This is a genomic window from Planotetraspora thailandica (assembly GCF_016863335.1).
Lineage (GTDB): Bacteria > Actinomycetota > Actinomycetes > Streptosporangiales > Streptosporangiaceae > Planotetraspora > Planotetraspora thailandica.
In genome coordinates this window covers 15,424-34,401 of sequence record NZ_BOOR01000041.1, presented here as the reverse complement: position 1 = coordinate 34,401, position 18,978 = coordinate 15,424, and the positions used below count along the sequence as shown (strand labels likewise).

Annotated in this window: 16 protein-coding genes; 7 read left to right on the top strand and 9 right to left on the bottom strand. The window is 71.0% G+C overall.

The annotated features are described in order from the left end of the window. Positions 1-29: 29 nt before the first annotated feature. Positions 30-1,106: an MGDG synthase family glycosyltransferase gene (locus tag Pth03_RS25720; protein WP_239119364.1), complete on the top strand. Its 1,077-nt coding sequence runs from the start codon at positions 30-32 to the stop codon at positions 1,104-1,106. On the opposite strand, the gene Pth03_RS25715 is transcribed toward Pth03_RS25720, so the two are convergent. Next, positions 1,060-1,950 (bottom strand): DMT family transporter, encoded by an 891-nt coding sequence (locus Pth03_RS25715; RefSeq protein WP_203946952.1) that lies wholly within the window; start codon positions 1,948-1,950, stop codon positions 1,060-1,062. The genes Pth03_RS25720 and Pth03_RS25715 overlap by 47 nt on opposite strands. A gap of 154 nt (positions 1,951-2,104) precedes the next feature. Between Pth03_RS25715 and Pth03_RS25710 the strand changes: the two genes are divergently transcribed. Together Pth03_RS25710 and Pth03_RS25705 are read left to right on the top strand one after the other, a co-directional pair. Next, positions 2,105-3,562, top strand: a complete 1,458-nt coding sequence (locus Pth03_RS25710; RefSeq protein WP_239119363.1) for an aldehyde dehydrogenase family protein — start codon at positions 2,105-2,107, stop codon at positions 3,560-3,562. Positions 3,563-3,606: 44 nt separating this feature from the next. Beyond that, positions 3,607-4,236 (top strand): TetR/AcrR family transcriptional regulator, encoded by a 630-nt coding sequence (locus tag Pth03_RS25705; protein ID WP_203946951.1) that lies wholly within the window; start codon positions 3,607-3,609, stop codon positions 4,234-4,236. An 8-nt stretch (positions 4,237-4,244) separates the two neighbouring features. On the opposite strand, the gene Pth03_RS25700 is transcribed toward Pth03_RS25705, so the two are convergent. Genes Pth03_RS25700 through Pth03_RS25685 form a run of 4 tightly spaced genes read right to left on the bottom strand, consistent with a single transcriptional unit; the run spans position 4,245 to position 7,360 of the window. Further along, on the bottom strand, positions 4,245-5,075 hold the full coding sequence (locus Pth03_RS25700) for an ABC transporter permease (RefSeq protein WP_203946950.1): 831 nt from the start codon (positions 5,073-5,075) through the stop codon (positions 4,245-4,247). Next, positions 5,035-5,865: an ABC transporter ATP-binding protein gene (locus Pth03_RS25695; RefSeq protein WP_203946949.1), complete on the bottom strand. Its 831-nt coding sequence runs from the start codon at positions 5,863-5,865 to the stop codon at positions 5,035-5,037. Before Pth03_RS25695 ends, Pth03_RS25700 begins: the two co-directional genes overlap by 41 nt. Further along, positions 5,862-6,314, bottom strand: coding sequence for a MarR family transcriptional regulator (locus tag Pth03_RS25690; protein ID WP_239119362.1), 453 nt, complete (start codon positions 6,312-6,314; stop codon positions 5,862-5,864). Before Pth03_RS25690 ends, Pth03_RS25695 begins: the two co-directional genes overlap by 4 nt. 35 nt (positions 6,315-6,349) lie before the next feature. Next, positions 6,350-7,360 carry a glycosyltransferase family 9 protein gene (locus Pth03_RS25685; RefSeq protein ID WP_239119361.1) on the bottom strand — a complete coding sequence of 337 codons (1,011 nt, stop codon included), beginning with the start codon at positions 7,358-7,360 and terminating at the stop codon, positions 6,350-6,352. A 354-nt stretch (positions 7,361-7,714) separates the two neighbouring features. On the opposite strand from Pth03_RS25685, the gene Pth03_RS25675 reads away from it, so the two are divergent. The 3 genes from Pth03_RS25675 to Pth03_RS25665 all read left to right on the top strand — a co-directional run bounded on the left by Pth03_RS25675 (position 7,715) and on the right by Pth03_RS25665 (position 10,909). Continuing rightward, positions 7,715-8,677, top strand: coding sequence for a glycosyltransferase (locus Pth03_RS25675; RefSeq protein WP_203946947.1), 963 nt, complete (start codon positions 7,715-7,717; stop codon positions 8,675-8,677). Between the two features lie 314 nt (positions 8,678-8,991). Next, positions 8,992-10,032 (top strand): sensor histidine kinase, encoded by a 1,041-nt coding sequence (locus Pth03_RS25670; protein WP_203946946.1) that lies wholly within the window; start codon positions 8,992-8,994, stop codon positions 10,030-10,032. 73 nt (positions 10,033-10,105) lie between these two features. Next, positions 10,106-10,909, top strand: a complete 804-nt coding sequence (locus tag Pth03_RS25665) for an SAM-dependent methyltransferase (RefSeq protein ID WP_203946945.1) — start codon at positions 10,106-10,108, stop codon at positions 10,907-10,909. A 9-nt stretch (positions 10,910-10,918) separates the two neighbouring features. Here the strand turns inward: Pth03_RS25665 and Pth03_RS25660 are convergent, their stop codons facing one another. Further along, entirely contained in the window at positions 10,919-11,869 is a 951-nt protein-coding gene (locus Pth03_RS25660; protein ID WP_239119360.1) for an MBL fold metallo-hydrolase, read from the bottom strand. A gap of 155 nt (positions 11,870-12,024) precedes the next feature. Here Pth03_RS25660 and pgm point away from each other — a divergent pair, with 155 nt between their 5' ends. Beyond that, positions 12,025-13,665, top strand: coding sequence for a phosphoglucomutase (alpha-D-glucose-1,6-bisphosphate-dependent) (pgm, locus tag Pth03_RS25655; RefSeq protein WP_203946943.1), 1,641 nt, complete (start codon positions 12,025-12,027; stop codon positions 13,663-13,665). Positions 13,666-13,772: 107 nt separating this feature from the next. On the opposite strand, the gene Pth03_RS25650 is transcribed toward pgm, so the two are convergent. From Pth03_RS25650 to Pth03_RS25640, 3 genes are all read right to left on the bottom strand, one after another. Continuing rightward, the gene (locus tag Pth03_RS25650) at positions 13,773-15,620 is read right to left on the bottom strand and encodes an AMP-dependent synthetase/ligase (RefSeq protein ID WP_203946942.1); all 1,848 of its coding nucleotides are present in this window, start codon (positions 15,618-15,620) and stop codon (positions 13,773-13,775) included. 444 nt (positions 15,621-16,064) lie between these two features. Further along, positions 16,065-17,147, bottom strand: a complete 1,083-nt coding sequence (locus tag Pth03_RS25645; protein ID WP_203946941.1) for a sensor histidine kinase — start codon at positions 17,145-17,147, stop codon at positions 16,065-16,067. Positions 17,148-17,866: 719 nt separating this feature from the next. Beyond that, the gene (locus tag Pth03_RS25640; protein ID WP_203946940.1) at positions 17,867-18,973 is read right to left on the bottom strand and encodes a F420-dependent hydroxymycolic acid dehydrogenase; all 1,107 of its coding nucleotides are present in this window, start codon (positions 18,971-18,973) and stop codon (positions 17,867-17,869) included. Between the last annotated feature and the right edge of the window lie 5 nt (positions 18,974-18,978).

Sequence of the window (18,978 nt, the reverse complement as noted above, 5' to 3'; positions counted from 1 at the left end):
CACCTGGATTGTTCTCAGGGGAGGTGCCGGTGACTCCGACGGGAAGGAAGATCCTCATCCTCAGCGCGGGCATGGGCGCGGGCCACGACGGCGTCGCCGCCGAGCTGGCCCGCCGCCTCGCGGCCGGCGGCGTCGAGGCGGAGGTGGTCGACGTGCTGCGGCTGCTGCCGATGGGCCTCGGGACGGGCCTGCGCCGGGGCTACGGGGCGATGATCGGCTCGGCGCCCTGGCTGTACGCCGCCGTCTACAAGGTGTTCTTCGTCTCCGGGCGTGCCCCCTCCACCTCGCCGCTGACCGTGCTGGCCGCAGGGAGGCTCGGCGAGCTCGTCCGCGACCGCCGGCCGGAGGCGGTGGTTTCCACCTTCCACCTGGCCGCCCAGATCGCGGGGCACCTGCGCGAGCGTGACCGGCTGCCCGTGCCGAGCGTGGTCCTCGTCACCGACTTCGCCGCGCACCGGTTGTGGCTGCACCCCGGCACCGACCGGTACCTGTGCGGAGACCCGGCCTCGGCGCGTGCCGTCGCCGCGGCGACCGGCCGGCCCGCCGACCTGCACGCCCCGCTCGTGCGGCCCGAGTTCCTCGCCAGGCGGCCGCCGGCGGCCTGCCCGATCGGCCCGTGCGACGGCGAGCGGCCGGTGCTCGTGTCGGCCGGGTCGTGGGGAGTCGGCAGGGTCGAGGCGACCGCCCGGGTGCTCGCGGCGACGGGCCGCTATCGCCCGGTCGTGCTGTGCGGGCGCAACGGACGGCTGCTGCGCCGCCTGCGCAGCGCCGGGCCGGGCCTCGCGCTCGCCTGGCGCGACGACATGACCGACGTGTTCGCCGCGGCGTACGCGATGGTCGACAACGCGGCCGGCCTGACCTGCAGGGAGGCGTTCGCGGCAGGGGTTCCGGTGGTGTCCTACAAGCCGATTCCCGGCCACGGCCGGGACGGCGCCCTGGCCATGGCGCGGGCCGGGCTGAGCGTCTACGCCCGCAGCGCCGCCGAGCTCGTCGAGGCGCTCGACCGGCTCGACGGCACCCCCGAGCGCGCCGCGCTGGTCGCCAGGGGCGCCGCCCTGTTCAGCGCCGCGTCCGCCGAGACTCTCGTGTGCGGCCCGCCCGGGTGACGTGGTGGGCCCTGATGGCCTCCGACCGCGACAGCAGCACGCTGCCGAGCAGGATCAGGCCCACGCCCACCAGTTCGGGCACCGCCCACGGGCCCGTGCGGATGTCCTCGCCGAACAGGGCCACGCCGTAGCCGGTGCTGGCCACCGGGTCGGTCACGGTGAGGGCGGGCTGCACGGCGACCAGGGTGGAGCGCTGCAGGGCGTTCTGGAGCAGGAAGACACTGCACAGGCCCGTGGCGATCATGACGTAGAGCGACCATGAGCGCAGCACGGCGGGCGGGTCGCCTTCGAGCACGTCGATGGTGTTCTTCATGAGCACCGCCGTGTAGGCGAAACCGAGCCCGGTCGCGAAGCCCAGCATCACGCCGCGCAGGTTGCCGCCGCTGGCGACGCCGACCGTCACCGCCGCGACGATCAGCCCCGCGGTCACCACGGCGGAGCTGATCCAGCCGAACAGGCCGGGCGTCCGGTCGGCGTTCGAAGGAGCGGCTGCGATGAGGAAGACGGCCAGTCCGGCGGTCAGCGCGATGACGGCCAGCCACGACCGGCCGCCGAGGTCGATCCCGAACAGCCGGGCGGCGATGATCATCGTGACGGGAAGCTCCACCACGAGGAGGGGCTGCACGAGTGCGAGCCCGCCGAAGCCCAGCGCGGTGGCCTGGAAGATGAAGCCGCCGATCAGGCACAGGATGCCGAGCAGCCACGCGGGCCGGCGGATCAGGTCCAACATGAGCGTCAGCCGGAACGCCTCGCTCTCGGGCGCCGCCCTCGCCGCATATCGCTGGAGCACGGACGCGAGGGCGTTGCACACGGCCGCGAGCAGTGCGAGAGGAACAGCGATCATGATGCGCCCCCCGGTTTCGCCCGTCCGCCTCGCTGTAGCGATACCCGCAGGACGCCGACGTCACGAGTGCTGACCTGCGCCTTCCCTCAGAAAGCCGGTATCGGACACTGTGTCGGACATAGTGTCATGTACCTTTTGTACTGCTTTGTCGTGCATGGCTGACTTGGAGACGCACATGTCCCCGTTCACCGCCCAGACCCCAGCAACACAGACCCCGACGACCCTGACCATCGACGGTGACGCCGTTACCGCGGAGAAGACCTTCGACGTGATCAACCCCGCCACCGGGGAGACGTTCGCGACCGCGCCCGAGACCACCGTCGAGCACGTCGACGCGGCCTTCGACGCGGCGGCGCGTGCGTTCCCGGACTGGCGGGCCGACGAGGACGCCCGCAGGGCCACGCTGCGGGCCATGGCCGACGCGGTCGACGCGGCGGCCGGGGCCGTCGCGCCGGTCCTCACCGCCGAGCAGGGCAAGCCGCTGAGCGAGTCGCAGCGTGAGCTGCGGACGGCGGCGCTCTGGCTGCGCTACTACGCCGACCTGGAGCGCGAGCGCGAGGTCATCCGCGACGACCGCGACGCCCTGGTCGAGGTGGTGCGCAGGCCGCTCGGCCCGGTCGCCGCCATCGCCCCGTGGAACTTCCCCATCACCATCGGGGTGGCCAAGGTGGCTCCCGCACTGCGCGCCGGCAACACCGTCGTCTGGAAGCCGTCTCCCTTCACCCCGCTGTCGACGTTGATGCTGGGGGAGGCGCTGCGCGCGGTGGCGCCCGCCGGGGTGCTCAACGTGATCACAGGGGGAGGCGAGATCGGCGCCGCGATGACCGCCCACCCGCTCACTCGCAAGATCAGCTTCACCGGCTCGACCGCGACCGGCAAGAAGATCGCCGCGGCCGCCTCCGCCGACCTGAAGCGGCTCACGCTGGAGCTCGGCGGCAACGACGCGGCGATCGTGCTGGACGACGCCGATCCCGGCCGTGTCGCCGAGCGGCTGTTCGCCACCGCCTTCTCCAACTCCGGCCAGGTGTGCGTCGCCCCCAAGCGCGTCTACGCGGCCCGCTCGGTGCTTCCGGCGCTCGTCGACGCCCTCGCCGAGCGGGCTCGCGCGGCGAAGGTGGGCGACGGCGCGGATCCCGCCACCGAGCTCGGCCCGATCAACAACGCCCCTCAGCGCGACCGGGTCGCCGAGCTCGTCGCCGACGCGCTGGCCCGCGGGGCCGTCGCCGCCGCGGGCGGCAAGGCGATCGAGGGCCCGGGCTACTTCTTCGAGCCGACGATCCTCACGGGCGTCGGCGACGGCGTGCGCATCGTCGACGAGGAGCAGTTCGGCCCGGCCCTGCCGGTCATCGCCTTCGACGACGTCGAGGACGCCCTGGCCCGGGCGAACGCGAGCACCTTCGGGCTGGGCGGCTCGGTGTGGAGCGGCGACGCCGACCGGGCCACGGCCGTCGCCGCCCGGCTGGAGTCGGGCATGAGCTGGGTCAACACCCATACGGCGCTGTCCGCGGGCCAGCCCTTCGCCGGCGTCAAGTGGAGCGGGCTGGGCGTCGAGGGCGGGCTGTGGGGCCTGGACGGGTTCACCGACATCAAGCTCATCCACCGGGCGCGCTGACGGGCGGCGTACGGCGGGCCGGAGGCGTTGCCTAGGATCCCGGTATGCCCTCGATCACCCGGCGTCCCGCACGCGAACCCGACCGCAGGGCCGCCGTCGAAGCCGAGGTCGTCTCCGCCGCCAGGCGGCTGCTCGCGCGTGGGGCCGGCTTCACCGAGCTCGGCGTGCAGCAGATCGCCGAGGAGGCCGGGGTCGCCCGTTCCACGTTCTACCTGTACTTCCGCAACAAGTCGGACCTGCTGCTTCAGCTGGCCGGGGAGCTGAAGCAGCGGATCTACGACCTGGGGGCGAGCTGGACGCCCACGGGCCCCGGCGGCGGCCTGGACGGGCTCGCCGCCAACTACGAGGCCATGGTGCGCTTCTACCGGGAAAACGCCGAGGTGCTGGCCGCGATCGCCGAGACCTCGGCCTACGACCCGGAGGTGCGCGACTACTGGGAGGGGCAACTCGCCCGATTCGCCGGGCGCGTCGCCGAGGTGGTGGCGGAGGAGCAGCGGGCCGGCCGTACGGCAGGTGACTTCGACCCGGTGACCGCCGGCCGGGTGATGGTCTGGGGCGGGGAGCGGGTCATCGGCCGCCACGTCGCGATGGGCGACGCCGCCGCCGACGCCTCGGTAGCCCGCGAGCTCGCCGGCCAGCACTGGTTCGGCGTCTACCACCGCCAGGCCGGTTGACGGAAGGCTCAGCCGCGGGCCAGGCGGGGGAGCAGGGCCGAGGCGATCGCGATCATGGCGAAGGCGGCGACCAGCAGCACGCCGAAGTCGAGCGCGAGCCGGGCCGAGGTGCCCACGAGCAGCCCGCGCAGCGCCTCCACCTCGTAGCTCAGCGGGTTGATGTGGTTGACCACCTGCAGCCAGCCCGGCATGAGCTGCACGGGATAGAGCGCGTTGGAGGCGAAGAACAGCGGCATCGTGATGGCCTGGCCGATGCCCATGAGCCGGTCCCTGGACAACACCAGCCCGGCGATGGTGATCGACAGGCAGCAGAAGAACGCCGACCCGAGCAGCAGCGCGACGACGAGGCCGAGGAGCTTGAGCGGGTTGGTGGCCAGGTGGACGCCCAGGATCAGCGCGAGGATGAGCACGACGACGGCCTGGGCGACGGCCCGCACTCCGGCAGCGAACGCCTTGGCCCCCACCAGCGCGATCCGCGGGGTCGGGGTCACCAGCAGCTTGGCCAGCACGCCCGCGTCGCGCTCCCAGATGATCTGAATGCCGTAGAAGATCGCGATGAACAGCGCGGACTGCGCGAGGATGCCCGGGGCGAGGAAGTCCAGGTAGGGCGTGGACCCGGTCGGGATCGCATGGATGCGGGTGAAGACCTGGCCGAAGACCAGCAGCCACAGGGCGGGCTGGATGGCCCGGGTGACCAGCTCGGTGCGGTCGTGCCGCAGCTTCTGCAGCTCCACCAGGCAGGTCGTGGCGATCCGTGAGGCGAAGGTGCGGGCCAGGGCGAACGGCCCCGGCTCGGCGTCAGCCGACGCGGCGGGCGGTGCGACGGGCAGCAGCGACATCGCGCATACCTCCGTTCTCGTTCTCGCCGGTCAGGGCGTTGCCGGTGTGGTGGCGGAAGACGTCGTCCAGGGTGGCGCCGGGGCCGATGGCCCCCTTGAGCTCGCCCGGGGAGCCCTCCGCGCGGATGCGCCCCCGGTGCATCAGGGCCACCCGCTCGCAGTGCTCGTCGGCCTCCTGCATGGCGTGTGTCGTGACCAGCACGGTCATCCCGGTGGCGGCGCGAATGGCGTCGATCCTGTCCCACACGCCGTCGCGGGCGACGGGGTCGAGCCCGACGGTCGGCTCGTCGAGGATCAGCAGCTGGGGCGAGCTGACCAGGGCCTGGGCGAGCTCCAGGCGGCGCACCATGCCGCCCGAATAGGTCTTGGCCGGGCGGTCGGCCACCTCCGACAGGTTCATCTCCTCCAGGACGGCGTTCACCTGGGCGGTACGGGTGGCCCGCGGCAGGTCGTAGAGCCGGGCGAACAACGTGACGTTCTCCCTGCCGGTCAGCGTCCCGTCGGCCGACAGCTGCTGCGGCACGTAGCCGATCAGGCGGCGCACCGCCGTACGATGCCGTGCGACGTCGCGGCCGAGCACCTGGATCGCGCCGACCGGGGCCGGCAGAAGCGTGGTGATCATGCGGATCGTCGTGGTCTTCCCCGCGCCGTTGGGGCCGAGCAGGCCGAAGACCTCGCCGCGCCGCACCTCCAGGTCGAGGCCGTCGACGGCCACGGTGTCGCCGAACCGCCGGCGCAGCCCCACGCACCGCACGGCAGGCGTTTCGTCTGAGGCGAGCGGTGAGGTCATGCCTGTCCTTCCGCGAGTTCGTCGAGCAGCCGGCGCAGGGCGGGGAGCGCGGCCGTCACGGTGGCCGCCTCGGCGTCGGTGAGCCCGGAGAAGGCGTCGCCGACGAGCCGGCTGCGGGTGTCGCGCCAGCGCGCCAGGCGGGCGGCGGCCGCGTCGGTGAGGAAGAGTCGGGCCGCGCGGCGGTCGGCGGGGTCGACCTGGCGGAGCAGGAGGTCGGCGGTGACGAGCTGGTTCACCAGGGTGCTGACCGAGTTGCCCGCGAGGTGCAGCGCCCGTGCGGCGGCGGCCACGCCGATGCCGGGCTCGGACTCGACGAGCTGGAGCAGCTCCACCTGTCCGCCGCGTAACGGCGGCCCGGGCAGCTCGGCTCGCAGGCGGCGGCGCACGACGCGGCGCAGCCCCTGGATGAGCGCCATCACCTCGTCTGCCGTGGCGGCGTCTGTGGTCACAATTGTCACTATACCTCTGCTTAAGAGGTATTTTGCTACCCTGCCCGCACCTCCAGCAGCTGCCTGGCCGCGTCGAGCACCTCCGACACCCCGATCGCCAGCAGGCCGGGCCCCGGCACGCCCCCGTACGGGTCACCCGTGCGGCCCGCCCACAACGTGATGTGCCGCGGATGGTCGGGAGGCCCGGACAACACCGGGGACACCGGCCCGCACACCACGACGGACGGCGTGCCGAGTCCCGCGGCGAGGTGGGACACCCCGGTGTCCCCGCAGACGACGAGCGCGGCCCGGCCCACGAGCGCCGCCAGTTCCGGCAGGCCGGTCAGCCCGGCCAGCATCCGGTCGGCGGGCAGGCGGGCCAGTGCGCAGACGCCGTGGGCCAGCGCCCGCTCATGGAGGCCGCCCGTGATCACGACCCTGCGGCCGCGTCTTTCCAGCTCGGCGGCTACTCGGGCGAACCGGTCGGGCGGCCACCGCCTCGCCCCCGCCGCCGCGCCCGGATGGACGATCACCTCGGCCTCGCCGCACGGACCCGGGCCGTCGGCCCCGGGGCGCCGCAACATGAGGTCGCCGGGGTCGGCGGTGATGCCGTACCACCCGAGCAGCGAGCACCATCGCCTGACCTCGTGCGCCTCGGGGTCCCACGGCGGGCCGCCCTCGGATCCGGGCACCTCCGGGTGGGCGTGGGTGAGCAGTCTCCCCGGCCGGGTCGCGAGGAGCGCCCTGATGCTCTCAGGCCCGCGTCCGTGCAGGTTGACCGCGATGTCCGGCGCGTGGAACGGCACGGGCCCCGGCCCGCGCACGTCGACGACCTCGTCCACGGCGCCGATCAGCGGAAGCAGGCCCGTCAGGACGGCGGGCGCGGCCAGCGCGATCCGGTGACGGGGGTGGGCGCGGCGCAGGGCCCGCAGCGCGGGGACCGCCGTGAGCACGTCGCCGAGTCCCAGGCCGCGCAGCACCAGCAGCGCCGGCGCGCGCGTCACCACCGTGCCCTCCGACTCCCGCAGGTACGGCAGGGCCGCAGGTCCGACTCCCGCAGTTGCCACGCGGACCGTTCGGAGAGCTCCCAGGCGGAGAGGGGAACCGGGCGCCTGCCGTGCCTGCGACGGCTGAAGCGCTCTTCCTCGGCGGCCGCGATCACTTGTCCGTCCACGATCGGCGCCGCCGCCGGATCATGGAATATGGCGTTGATCCCCAGAATCCGCATCGGAAGACCTCCGTCACGCCTGATCGAGTGGTTACCGAGCGGAGCGCTTCCAAACGGTCTTTTGCGGAGAAGTCGATGTGGAGAGGGCGTGTCCTAGAGAACCGTCACGAAGCGTGATAATCCGCGCGTTTGCCCTGATGGGTCATGGGTAGCCGTGGGCCGACGAGACCAGGAGGAGCGTTGGGGGACGGCGATGAGAGTCCTCGTGTGGCACGTGCACGGCTCATGGACCACGGCGTTCGTGCGCGGCGGGCATGAATACCTGGTGCCGCTCGTCCCCGGCCGGGGGCCCGACGGGCGCGGCAGGGCGCGGACGTTCCCGTGGCCGGCCAACGCCCGCGAGGTGTCCTTCGACCGGCTTCGCGGGCTCGACGTCGACGTGGCCGTCTACCAGCGGCCGCACGAGATCGATCTGGCCCGCGAGTGGCTGGGCCGCGACGTTCCGGGGGTCTATGTCGAGCACAACACCCCGGGGGGTGACGTGCCGAACGCGCGCCACCCCCTCGCCGGCCGCGGCGACATCCCGCTGGTCCACGTCACGCGTTTCAACGACCTGTTCTGGGATGCGGGAGACGCGCCCACCCGGGTGATCGAGCACGGCGTCGTCGATCCCGGCTACCGCTACAGCGGTGAACTGCCCCGGGCCGGCGTGGTGGTCAACGAGCCGGTCAGGAGGTGGCGGGTGGCGGGAACCGACCTGCTGCCCGCCTTCGCCGTCGCCGCGCCGCTCGACGTCTTCGGCATGAGGGTCACCCGCCTGCCCGCCACCTTGGGCGTTCCCGGCCGGATGGAGGCGTTCGAGGACCTGCCCCGGGAGGCGATGCACGCCGCGCTGGCCCGCAGGCGGGTCTACCTGCACCCCTACCGATGGACCTCGCTCGGGCTCTCGCTCATCGAGGCCATGATGCTCGGCATGCCGGTGGTCGCGCTGGCCACGACGGAGGCCGTGGAGGCCGTCCCGCCGGAGGCCGGGGTCGTCTCGACGAAGGTCCCCACGCTCGTCGCCGCCCTGCGGGCGTTCGCCGCCGACCCGGAGCTCGCCGTACAGGTCGGCAAGGCGGCGCGGGCTGCGGCCCTGGCGCGCTACGACCTCGGCCGATTCCTGTCCGACTGGGATCAGACCCTCGACGACGTCGCCGCGGGGCGGATCAAGTAGCACGCGTGCGTTTTACCAGGTTAGGGGCGGGTTATCGTGGGTACTCCTCAGCGGACGGAATCGGTCTAAAGCGGGCAAAGTATGTGAAACCACCGCAGGGGGCGGCGATGTTTCGGGAAACTTCGCCGCCGCGGCGAAAGGGGCGGGCAGGTCGCCGTCCACCGCTCGCTTGAAGATCCGGAAACAGCACTAGGGGGCAAAAAACGAGATACAACCGGAATTCATGGTCAGACTTTGCCGATCGTCACTACGACGCCATCGTCGACATATCGCTCGGGCTGGCCGTCCTGGTCTGCAGCCTTCCACTCGCCTTCATGGCGTCCGGGCCGTCCTGGCTGACCGCGCCTCGCTGGTTCGCGGTCCTTTCCGCCGTCGCCGCGTCGGCGGCGATGTTGTGGCGGCGCCGTACGGCATGGCCCGCGGTCGCCACGGCGTTGATCTGCCTCGCGGTCACGGGCCAGTTTCTGCCGCTGACGGTCGCCGCCTACTCCATGACGGCGCACCGCACGGTCGGCTGCTGGAGGCCGGTCGCCGGCGGCATGGCGCTGGGCTACCTGGTGATGAGCGGCTTGAGTCACCCCCTCGGGCATCTGCTGTGGGTGGACGCCGTCCGCGCCGTGGCGCTGGTCTACCTTCCCGCCGTGATCGGCGGCTGGGTGCGCGGATACCGCGCGATGATCGAGGACCAGTGGCTGCGTGAGGAGCGGGCCGCGTCCAGAGAGCGCCGCCGCCTGGCGGGCGAGCTGCACGACACCGTGACCCACGCGGTGACCGTGATGGTCCTCAATGCCGGCGTCATCCAGGACAACGAGGATTCCGGCGAGATACGCAAGCTGGCCAGGGGCATCGAGGACAAGGGCGTGCGGGCCCTCGCCGAGATGCGCGAGCTGCTCACCACGCTGCGCCGGGGCGAGGTTCCGGCGTCCGCGTTGGGGGTGGACGGCATTCCGCAGCTGGTCGAGGAGGGCATCGCGACCGGCCTGCGGATCAGCCTGTCCCTCGACGTCGCAGACCGGGGGCTCCCGCGACAGGCCGCGCACGCGTGCTACCGGATCGTCCAGGAGGGGCTCAACAACGTGCGCAAGCACGCCCCGGGTTCGATGGTGCGGGTGGCCTGCGAGACCAGGGGCGAGGTCACCAGCGTGTCCGTCGTCAACGACGCCGCGGACGAGGAGCCGCGGCCCCGGACGACGCTGAACCTAGGCGAGTCGGGATACGGGCTGGAGGGCCTGAGGGAGCGGGTCACCTTGGTCGGGGGCCGGCTCGCCTGGAATCGCACCGAGGAGGGGGGCTTCGCGCTGACAGCCCACATCCCCCACTCCGGCCGTGCTCGTGAGTCCATGATCAAAAACTAAATCGTTATCCAGATAAATCAGGATTCATCGGTTAGGTTGAGATCAACATCGAGCGGAGAACGGGCGGTCGTACATGGAACAGGCACCGGTCGGAGTCGACCCGGCTGTCCCGAGCGTGGCCAGGATCTACGACTACCTCCTCGGGGGCAAGGACAACTTCGCCTCCGACCGCGCGGCGGCCGACAAGCTCATCGAGCTCACCCCCAACGTGAGGGAAGGGGTGCAGGCCAACCGGCGCTTCCTCAGCCGGGCGGTGCGCCTGCTCACCGGCCTCGGCATCCGCCAGTTCCTCGACATCGGCGCCGGGCTGCCCACCCAGGAGAACGTGCACCAGGTGGCGCTGCGGGAGGTTCCCGACTCGAAGATCGCCTACATCGACAACGACCCCATCGTGCTCAGCCACGGCAGGGCGCTGCTGGCCGACAACCCGCAGACCGTCGTGCTGGACGGCGACCTGCGCGACCCCGACGCGATCGTGAACGACCCGCGGCTGCTCGCGCACATCGACTTCGACCGGCCGGTGGGCCTGCTCCTCGTGGCGGTGCTGCACTTCGTGCCCGACGACGAGCTCGCCGAGCGCGCCATGCGCACGCTGCGCGACCGGCTCGCCCCGGGCAGCGCCCTGGTGATCAGCCACCTGTCCTTCGGCGATCTCGACGACGGCAGGCTGAAGGAAGGCCGTGAGATCTACAGCCGCACCAGCGCGGGTTCGGCCACGCCCCGGCCCCGCGCCGGGATCCTGCGCTTCTTCGACGGGTTCGAGCTGCTCGAGCCCGGTCTCGTCTCCACGGGCGAGTGGCGGCCCGAGGCGGATGATCCCAAGCTCGAGAAGCTCCCCGGCATCGACGGGTTCTGCGGCGTCGGTCTCCTGCGCTGACGTCCGGTCTCAGACGGCGCTGGCCATGGGGCCGCCGTTGAACCGTACGGCGTCGCCGATGGCCGCCATGAGGTCGAACGGCGCTCCCGCGGTGTCGGTGTAGGCGCGGTGCAGGTTGAGCACCAGCCGCTCCGCGTCGGGCCAGTTCGCGTACGCGCCGAGGTCGCATCGCTGCGCGGCCTCCAGCGGCGTCAGGCCGTCCTTGATGCCCGCCTGCGCGGTCTCCTGGACCAGCCGCAGGTAGCCTTCCACCCCGGCCAGGACGCCGGGCAGGTCGGCCCGCCCGATGAGGGGCCCGTGGCCGGGCACGACGTGGTCGGCGTCGAAGCCGGCGAGCCAGCCGAGCGCCCTGATCGCGCCCTCGACCGAGCCCATGAGCACCATCGGCGTGATGCCGTTGAAGATCAGGTCGCCGGTGAACAGCACCCGCTCCTCGGGCAGCCAGGCGACCACGTCGCCCGGCGTGTGGGCGGTGTATTCCGGGTGCAGCAGGTCGACCCGGCGGGATCCGGTGAACACCGTGAGGTCCGAGCGCAGGACGACCGAGGGCACCCGGCGGGTGACATCGCCCCAGTCGGGCACGGGCTGCCATACCGGCGGGCAGCCGTCGATGATCGGGTCGGCCAGCAGGCCCTCCCGCATGGCCTCGTGCCCGATCAGCACGGTCGTGTCGGGGAGCAGGCTGTTGCCGTACGTGTGGTCGCCGTGCAGGTGGGTGTTGACCGCCATGGTCAGCGGTGCGTCGCCGGTGGCGGCGCGGACGGCGGCGAGGAAGCGGGTGGTGCGCTGCTCGGTGGCGCAGGTGTCGACGAGGATGGTCCCGCCGGGGCCGCTCACCGCGCCCGCGTTGTTGATCCACCAGGTGCCGTCCGGCTGCACCCAGGCGTGAACGCCGTCGACGATCTCGTGCAGGGCTGCGGCCTCCGGCGCGGAGCCGGCTCCGGCGTGGGTCGATGTCACTGGGCGGTCCTTCTCGTCAGTCGTGCGTTTTGGGCAGGGAACACCATATGGCCTGGTCAGATGATCGCCCGTGGCCGGTAGGGGAGAACCGCCCGTCATGGGGCAGACTTGCGGATGCCCCCGTCCCATCGGCGAACGCAGGAGCCTGAAAGCCCATGGTCGACATCCGCGCCGGACAGCCCGCGCAACCCTCCGACCTCGTCGACGTGGCCCGCCTGGTCACGGCCTATTACGCGTTCCACCCCGATCCCGAGCAGGCCGGGCAGCGGGTCGCCTTCGGCACGTCGGGGCACCGGGGCTCCGCGCTCAACGTCGCCTTCAACGAGGACCACATCCTCGCCACCAGTCAGGCCATCTGCGAGTTCCGGGCGAGCAGGGGTGTGGACGGGCCGCTGTTCCTCGGCGCCGACACCCACGCGCTGTCCGAACCCGCCCGGGTGTCCGCCCTGGAGGTCTTCGCCGCCAACGGCGTCACGGTGCTCATCGACAGCCGGGACGGCTACACGCCGACGCCGGCCGTCTCCCACGCGATCCTCACCTACAACCGCGGCCGTACGGCAGGCCTCGCCGACGGCGTCGTCGTCACCCCCTCGCACAACCCGCCCTCCGACGGCGGGTTCAAGTACAACCCTCCGAACGGCGGGCCCGCCGACACCGACGCGACCTCGTGGATCCAGGACCGCGCCAACGCGCTGATCGCCGACGGGCTGAAGGAGGTCAGGCGCATCCCGTACGCGCGGGCGCTGGAGGCGGCCACGACCGGCCGCCACGATTTCCTCGCGGCCTACGTCGGCGACCTCGGGTCGGTCGTGAACCTGGACGCGATCCGGGACGCCGGCGTGCGCATCGGCGCCGACCCGCTCGGCGGCGCCAGCGTCGCCTACTGGGCCGAGATCGCCGACCGGTACGGCCTGGACCTCACCGTGGTGAACCCGCTCGTCGACCCGAGCTGGCGCTTCATGACCCTCGACTGGGACGGCAAGATCAGAATGGACTGCTCCTCGCCGTACGCGATGGCGTCCCTGATCGGCAAGCGCGACTCCTTCTCCGTGGCCACCGGCAACGACGCCGACGCCGACAGGCACGGCATCGTCACCCCCGACGCCGGCCTCATGAACCCGAACCACTACCTCGCCGTCGCGATCTCCTACCTGTACGGCAACAGGCCCGGCTGGGCCGCCGACGCCGGGGTCGGCAAGACCCTCGTCAGCAGCAGCATGATCGACAGGGTCGCGGCCGACCTGGGCCGGCGTCTGGTCGAGGTGCCGGTGGGCTTCAAGTGGTTCGTCTCGGGGCTGCTCGACGGCTCGCTGGGCTTCGGAGGGGAGGAGAGCGCGGGCGCCTCGTTCCTGCGGAGGGACGGCTCGGTGTGGACCACCGACAAGGACGGCATCGTCATGGCCCTGCTGGCGTCGGAGATCATCGCGGTCACCGGCCGCTCGCCGAGCGAGCACTACCAGGATCTGGTGTCCCGGTTCGGCGACCCCGCCTACGCCCGGGTCGACGCGCCCGCCACCCGGGAGCAGAAGGCGGTGCTGGGCAGGCTGTCCGCGGATCAGGTCACTGCGGGCACGCTCGCCGGGGAGCCGATCACGGAGGTGCTCACGTCCGCTCCCGGCAATGGAGCGGCCATCGGCGGTCTCAAGGTGGGCACGGCGAACGCGTGGTTCGCCGCGCGCCCCTCCGGCACGGAGGACGTGTACAAGATCTACGCCGAGTCGTTCAACGGCCCGGACCATCTCGCCCGGGTCCAGGAGGAGGCGCGCGCGCTGGTGGACGGGGCACTGTCCGGCTGATCCTCCACTGATCGCCTGGGGCCTCGACGTGCGCGCGTTCGCCTGAGCGGGCCCATGCCTCGGTGGACACCGGGCCGCCTGCGCCTCGCGGCGGCCCGGTGTGGCGGTCAGTCCGTGTAGAGCAGTTCGATCGAGTCGGAGTATTTGCTGTGGATGATCCTGCGCCGCAGCGAGAACTTCGGCGTGAGCTCCTCGGTCTCGGTCGACCACTCGACGGGCAGCAGCTTCCACCTCTTGATCTGCTGCACCCGGGCGAGGCGCTCGTTGGCCTTGGCGACCACGGTCTCGACCGCGGCCAGCACCTCCGGGTGCTCGGCGAGGTCGGCCAGGCCGGTGAAGCTCAGGCCGCGGGCGTGCGCCCACACGGGCGCGGCCTCGCCGTCCAGTGTGATCAGCGCGACCGGGTACGGCCGGCGGTCGCCGAAGGCGAGGGCCTGGCCGACCAGCGGGTGCTCCTTGAGGAGGTTCTCGATGTTGGCGGGGGAGATGTTCTCCCCGCCGGAGGTGATGATGAGCTCCTTCTTGCGGTCGACGACCCGGCAGAACCCGTCGTCGTCGATGCTGCCGACGTCGCCGGTGTGGAGCCAGCCGTCCTCGTCGATCAGGTCGGCGGTGGCCTCCGGCAGGTTGAGGTAGCCGCCCGTCCCGATGGGACCGCGCATGAGGATCTCGCCGTCGTCGGCGATCCTGATCTCGATGCCGGGCAGCGCCGGGCCGACCGTGCCGAGCTTGTACCTGTTCGGCGTGTTGACCGTGCAGGCGCCGGTGGTCTCCGTCATGCCGTACACCTCGAGGATGTTCAGGCCGAGCCCGGCGAAGAAGCGCTGCACCTCGATGGACAGGGGCGCCGCGCCCGACGACAACCACAGCGCGCGGTCGAAGCCGATCAGCGACCTGGCCAGTGACAGCAGGGCGGCGTCGGCCTTCTCGTAGGCCGCGACGATCTCGGGGGAGGGCGTCGCGCCGTTCTGGCCCGCCTCGATATAGGCCACGCCCGCGGCCATCGCGGCCCTGACCTGCGCCTGCTGCTCCTCCGGCTGGGCCGCCATGACCGCGAGCAGCCCCGCCATGATCTTCTCCCAGACCCGCGGGACGCCGAAGAACAGCACGGGCCGCACCTCGCGCAGCGCCGTGCTCAGCTGGGTCAGGTCGGGGCAGAAGTGCACGTGCGAGCCCTTGAAGAGCGGCAGGTAGAGGCTCAGCACCCGCTCGGCGATGTGGGCGTAGGTGAGGTAGGAGATCTGTGCCCCGAAGTCGGGCAGGCTGGAGGTCTGCTCGATGGAGGCGACCTCGTAGGAGATGTTCCTGTGGGTCAGCGGCACACCTTTGGGGTTGCCGGTCGTGCCCGAGGTGTACAGCACGGTCGCCGTGTCGCCCGGCCGTACGGCACGCAGGCGGTCCTCTGCCACGGACGGGTCCGCCGCGTGCCGCTCCCTGCCCAGGGCGACGAACGCGTCCCAGGTCAGGAAGCGGTCGCCCGAGGGGCACGCCTCCGGGTCGAGCACGATCACCTTGGTCAGATCGGGCGAGACCTCCAGCGTGTGCTGCCAGCGGGCGAGTTCGGCGGCGCCGCCGAGCACGGCGATCTTCGCGTGCGCGTCGGCCGCGATGTAGGAGACCTGCTCGGGGGCGAGCGTGGCGTAGACGGAGATGGGGGTGGCCCCGGCGTGCACGGCGCCGAGGTCGGCCAGCACGTGCTCGGGACGGTTGACCATCATGAGGCACACCGTCTCGCCCGCCTCCAGGCCGAGCGCGGCGAAGGCGGAGGCGATCGCGAGCACCTCGGCCCGGGCCTGGCCGAAGGTCAGCGTCTCCCAGCCGTCGCCGACCCGCATCGAATAGGCGGGGGCGTCGGGATGGGCGTCGGCGATGTCCTGAAGCCGGGTGCAGAGGGTGTGGTCACGGATTTGCGCCTCGATCGAAGAACGCTCGTGCAGTATGTCGGCTTTCGTCATGAATTAGCCTTTGTGTGGGGGGCGACACCTGACTTGGGACGTATCGCATCACGCACACAAATGGGTTACAAGAGGTTCACCCGAACGTATTCGCGGGAGTGCGCGAATATGGTTTAGACCATTCTTGGCGGCGTCGGAGAATCCGACTCGGCGTTGTGCGATTCCCCCGTGCGGCCGGAGTCAGCGTCGTGGCACCCGGACTTTCGTCCCCCCAGCCGGGCGATGCGGCTGATGCGAATCGGCATCGGCGAGGGTTCGGCTTCGGCTGGGGGAAGTGACGGCATGCGCATTTATCGCCTTTTCTGAGGCGCAGCGATTTCCGTGTTACTCGTGTTGAACGGCGCCTGCCACCGGCGCGACTTCCGCACTTCCGTGCCGTCGGGCTGGACAGCCGATTGGTCGAAAGGCGTTTGCCTCGGCGACGTCGGTGGCGCCTGCGTCTGATCAGGCCGCGACCACCGGGTCGGCCGGCTCGCCCACGAGGCGTCGCAACCTCAGGACGAGCCGGGCGCCCTCTTGCGCGTCCTCGCACCGCAGCGTGCCCCCGTGGGCCTCGGCGATCTCCCGTGAGATCGCCAGGCCGAGCCCGCTGCCGCCGGGATCGAGCGACCTGCCGGAATCAAGCCTGGTGAAACGTTCGAAAACACGCTCGTGATCCTTGGGATCGATGCCGTCCCCGTCATCGGACACCGTGACGACGACCTGCTCGTCCTCCGCGTCCACGGTGATGTCGACCCGGCTCCGTGCGTGCCGTTGCGCGTTGTTGAGCAGGTTCTCCATGATCCGATAGAACTGCACCGGCGACCCGTGGACCTGTGCGCCTCCCGTCACGTGGACGGAGACGGGAACCCGCCCGGTACGGCCGGCCGCCGACTCGGCGATCAGGGCGTCCAGGTCCACGACCTCCGTCACGGGGGACTTCTCCGCGCTGATGCGGGCGAGGACCAGCAGGTCGTCGATGATCGCCTGGAGCCGGTCCATGCTGGTGAGCGCCGCCCGGATGGCCTCGTAGGCGTTGCCCTCGTCCGGGTCGGCCAGCGCGTCCTCCAGTCGCAGGCGCATGCCCGCCATGGGCAGCCGCAACTCATGGGAGGCGTCGGACGTGAAGCGGCGGTGCTGCTCGACGATGCCCTCCATGCGGTCGAGGGCGTCGTTGGCCGACATCACGAGCAGAGCGATCTCGTCCTGGCCGGGCGGCTGGGGCAGCCGCAGGCTCAGGTCGTCGGGAGTGATCGCGCATAGCCGTGCGCGGATCTGCTTCATCGCGCACAGGGACCTGTCGACGATCTTCCAGGTCAGCCAGGTGACCGCTGACAAAATCACGAGGGCTCCCACGGCGATCCAGAATTCCAGCGAGTAGTCGGCGAACAGGGGCGGTGTCGGCGGGCGGTGGCGTACGGCGAGGTCGAGGGCCGCGCCCGTCCCCGTGAGCACGAGAAACGACGACAACGTGGCGATCAGCGTGTAGCGAAGCCGCAGCGACAGGGGACATCGCTGCCCCCTTCTGCGCACCGCGACACGAAGCATGGGGTGGTTCACCGTCCTTCGTGCCGATGCGTCCGCGTGAGCGCCGTGGTGCACGCCTGCTGAAGCGGGCTCTGGCACAGGCTCGGGCGAACGATCCACAGGGAGACCGAATGCCGGGCACGAAGGCCAGAAGATCCGCTGAAGTCCATTTCATAACTGTATGGACTAAATGTGACTTATGGGTGGTTGCGTTACACCTAGTCGCAAGACAACCCCAATGCACCATTTTCATGTTAGCGATCACAGTCATGCAAGCCCCAGCCCGCCCATAGATGCCAAGGAGTGGCGAGGGGGTGGGCTCCCCGGATTGTGACCACGGGCCCCCGGGTTGTGGTCACGGCCCCCCGAGTTGTGGTCACGGGCCCCCGGATTGTGACCACGGGCCCCCCGGTGGCCGTGATCATGCAGAAGTTCGGTGGCATGCCCCGCGACCTGGGAAAACGTATTTCGTGATCATGCAGAAGTTCGCCCACGTGGCACCTGAGCAGCGGAGATGTATGTCGTGATCGTGCACTGATCGCGCCCCATGCATGATCACGAAACCTAATCGCTCGGAAGGACGGTTCGATTTTCATATTTAGTGCATGATCACGAAATGAGAATGGGCAGGTCAGATGGCCGATCGCCGAACTTCTGCATGATCACGAACGGGGTCCGCGCAGGTGAAGGGGCCTTTCCCCGAACTTCTGCATGATCACGCCCAAGGGGGGGTGGGGGAGTCAGCGGTGGACGTGGGGGAGCACCTCGCGGGAGTAGAAATCGATCACCTTGGACTGGTCGGCCTGGCCTGCGTGGATGAAAGGTGTGGCCCCGGCGTCGAGCAGGCGCTGCACGGCCGTGACGTGCACCTGCGGATCCGTGCCACGCGGCCAGTTCGCGTACACCTTGGACAACGGCCACCTTTGCTCCGCCAGTCGCTGGATCGTCACCGGATTGGGCTGGTAGATCAGGTCGCCGAACCCGTGTACGGTGAACCGCCACTGCCGTGCGGCGTATTCGGCGTCGTCCTTCCCGCCGACCACGACCCAGGTCTCGGCCAGCTTGGGCATCGTGTCGGGGTCCTTCCCGCCGGCGCGAGCGCCCTGGTCGAACGCGTCGCGCATGCGCTTGTCGGTGATGTCGTGCGACTGCACCACCCAGCCGTCGCCGTACCGCCCGGCCAGATAGGCGCTCTTCGGCCCGCTGGCGGCGACGTAGATCGGCACCGGCTGCGCGGGCAGGTCGTATAGCTTGAACTGGTCGGTCCGGTAGTAGCGGCCCTTGTGCGTCACCCGTTCGCCGGTCCACAGCCTGCGGATGAGCCCGATCGCTTCGATCAGCCGGTCGTGGCGCTCGGGGTAGCGCCCGAAATGCCCGGTCGTGGCGAGCTCGTTGAGCGCCTCCCCGGTGCCGACGCCGAGGAAGACCCGGCCGGGCGTCAGGATGCCGAGCGAGGCGAAGGCCTGAGCCACCTGCGAGGGGTGGTGGCGGTAGAGCGGGCAGGTCACCCCGGTCCCGTAGGTCACCCGCGAGGTCCGGTCGCCGATCAGCGCGAGCGTCAGCCAGGGGAACATGGAGTGCCCCTCATTGTCCTGCCAGGGGTGGGAGTGGTCGCTCGTCCAGACGTAGCCGAACCCGGCGCGGTCGGCCTGCTCGGCGAAGCGCACGAGGTCCTGTGTGCGGAACTGCTCGTGCCCGAGGATGAACCCGACCGGTGCGGCCGACGGCGTCGAATGAACGGGCGTCCGAGGCGAAGGCGCGCCGCGCAGGACGCCCGCGCCGGCGAGCGCCGCGGCCCCGAGCAGGGAGAACTCCCTCCTGGTCAGGCCGTGCTCGTCTCCGCTCATGTATG

Bases quoted from the DNA above. Each gene is read 5' to 3' on its own strand.
- Pth03_RS25715 (WP_203946952.1), bottom strand. From the start codon at position 1,950: ATGATCGCTGTTCCTCTCGCACTGCTCGCGGCCGTGTGCAACGCCCTC.
- Pth03_RS25710 (WP_239119363.1), top strand. From the start codon at position 2,105: ATGGCTGACTTGGAGACGCACATGTCCCCGTTCACCGCCCAGACCCCA.
- Pth03_RS25705 (WP_203946951.1), top strand. From the start codon at position 3,607: ATGCCCTCGATCACCCGGCGTCCCGCACGCGAACCCGACCGCAGGGCC.
- Pth03_RS25700 (WP_203946950.1), bottom strand. From the start codon at position 5,075: ATGTCGCTGCTGCCCGTCGCACCGCCCGCCGCGTCGGCTGACGCCGAG.
- Pth03_RS25695 (WP_203946949.1), bottom strand. From the start codon at position 5,865: ATGACCTCACCGCTCGCCTCAGACGAAACGCCTGCCGTGCGGTGCGTG.
- Pth03_RS25675 (WP_203946947.1), top strand. From the start codon at position 7,715: ATGAGAGTCCTCGTGTGGCACGTGCACGGCTCATGGACCACGGCGTTC.
- Pth03_RS25670 (WP_203946946.1), top strand. From the start codon at position 8,992: ATGGCGTCCGGGCCGTCCTGGCTGACCGCGCCTCGCTGGTTCGCGGTC.
- Pth03_RS25665 (WP_203946945.1), top strand. From the start codon at position 10,106: ATGGAACAGGCACCGGTCGGAGTCGACCCGGCTGTCCCGAGCGTGGCC.
- pgm (WP_203946943.1), top strand. From the start codon at position 12,025: ATGGTCGACATCCGCGCCGGACAGCCCGCGCAACCCTCCGACCTCGTC.
- Pth03_RS25650 (WP_203946942.1), bottom strand. From the start codon at position 15,620: ATGACGAAAGCCGACATACTGCACGAGCGTTCTTCGATCGAGGCGCAA.
- Pth03_RS25645 (WP_203946941.1), bottom strand. From the start codon at position 17,147: ATGCTTCGTGTCGCGGTGCGCAGAAGGGGGCAGCGATGTCCCCTGTCG.
- Pth03_RS25640 (WP_203946940.1), bottom strand. From the start codon at position 18,973: ATGAGCGGAGACGAGCACGGCCTGACCAGGAGGGAGTTCTCCCTGCTC.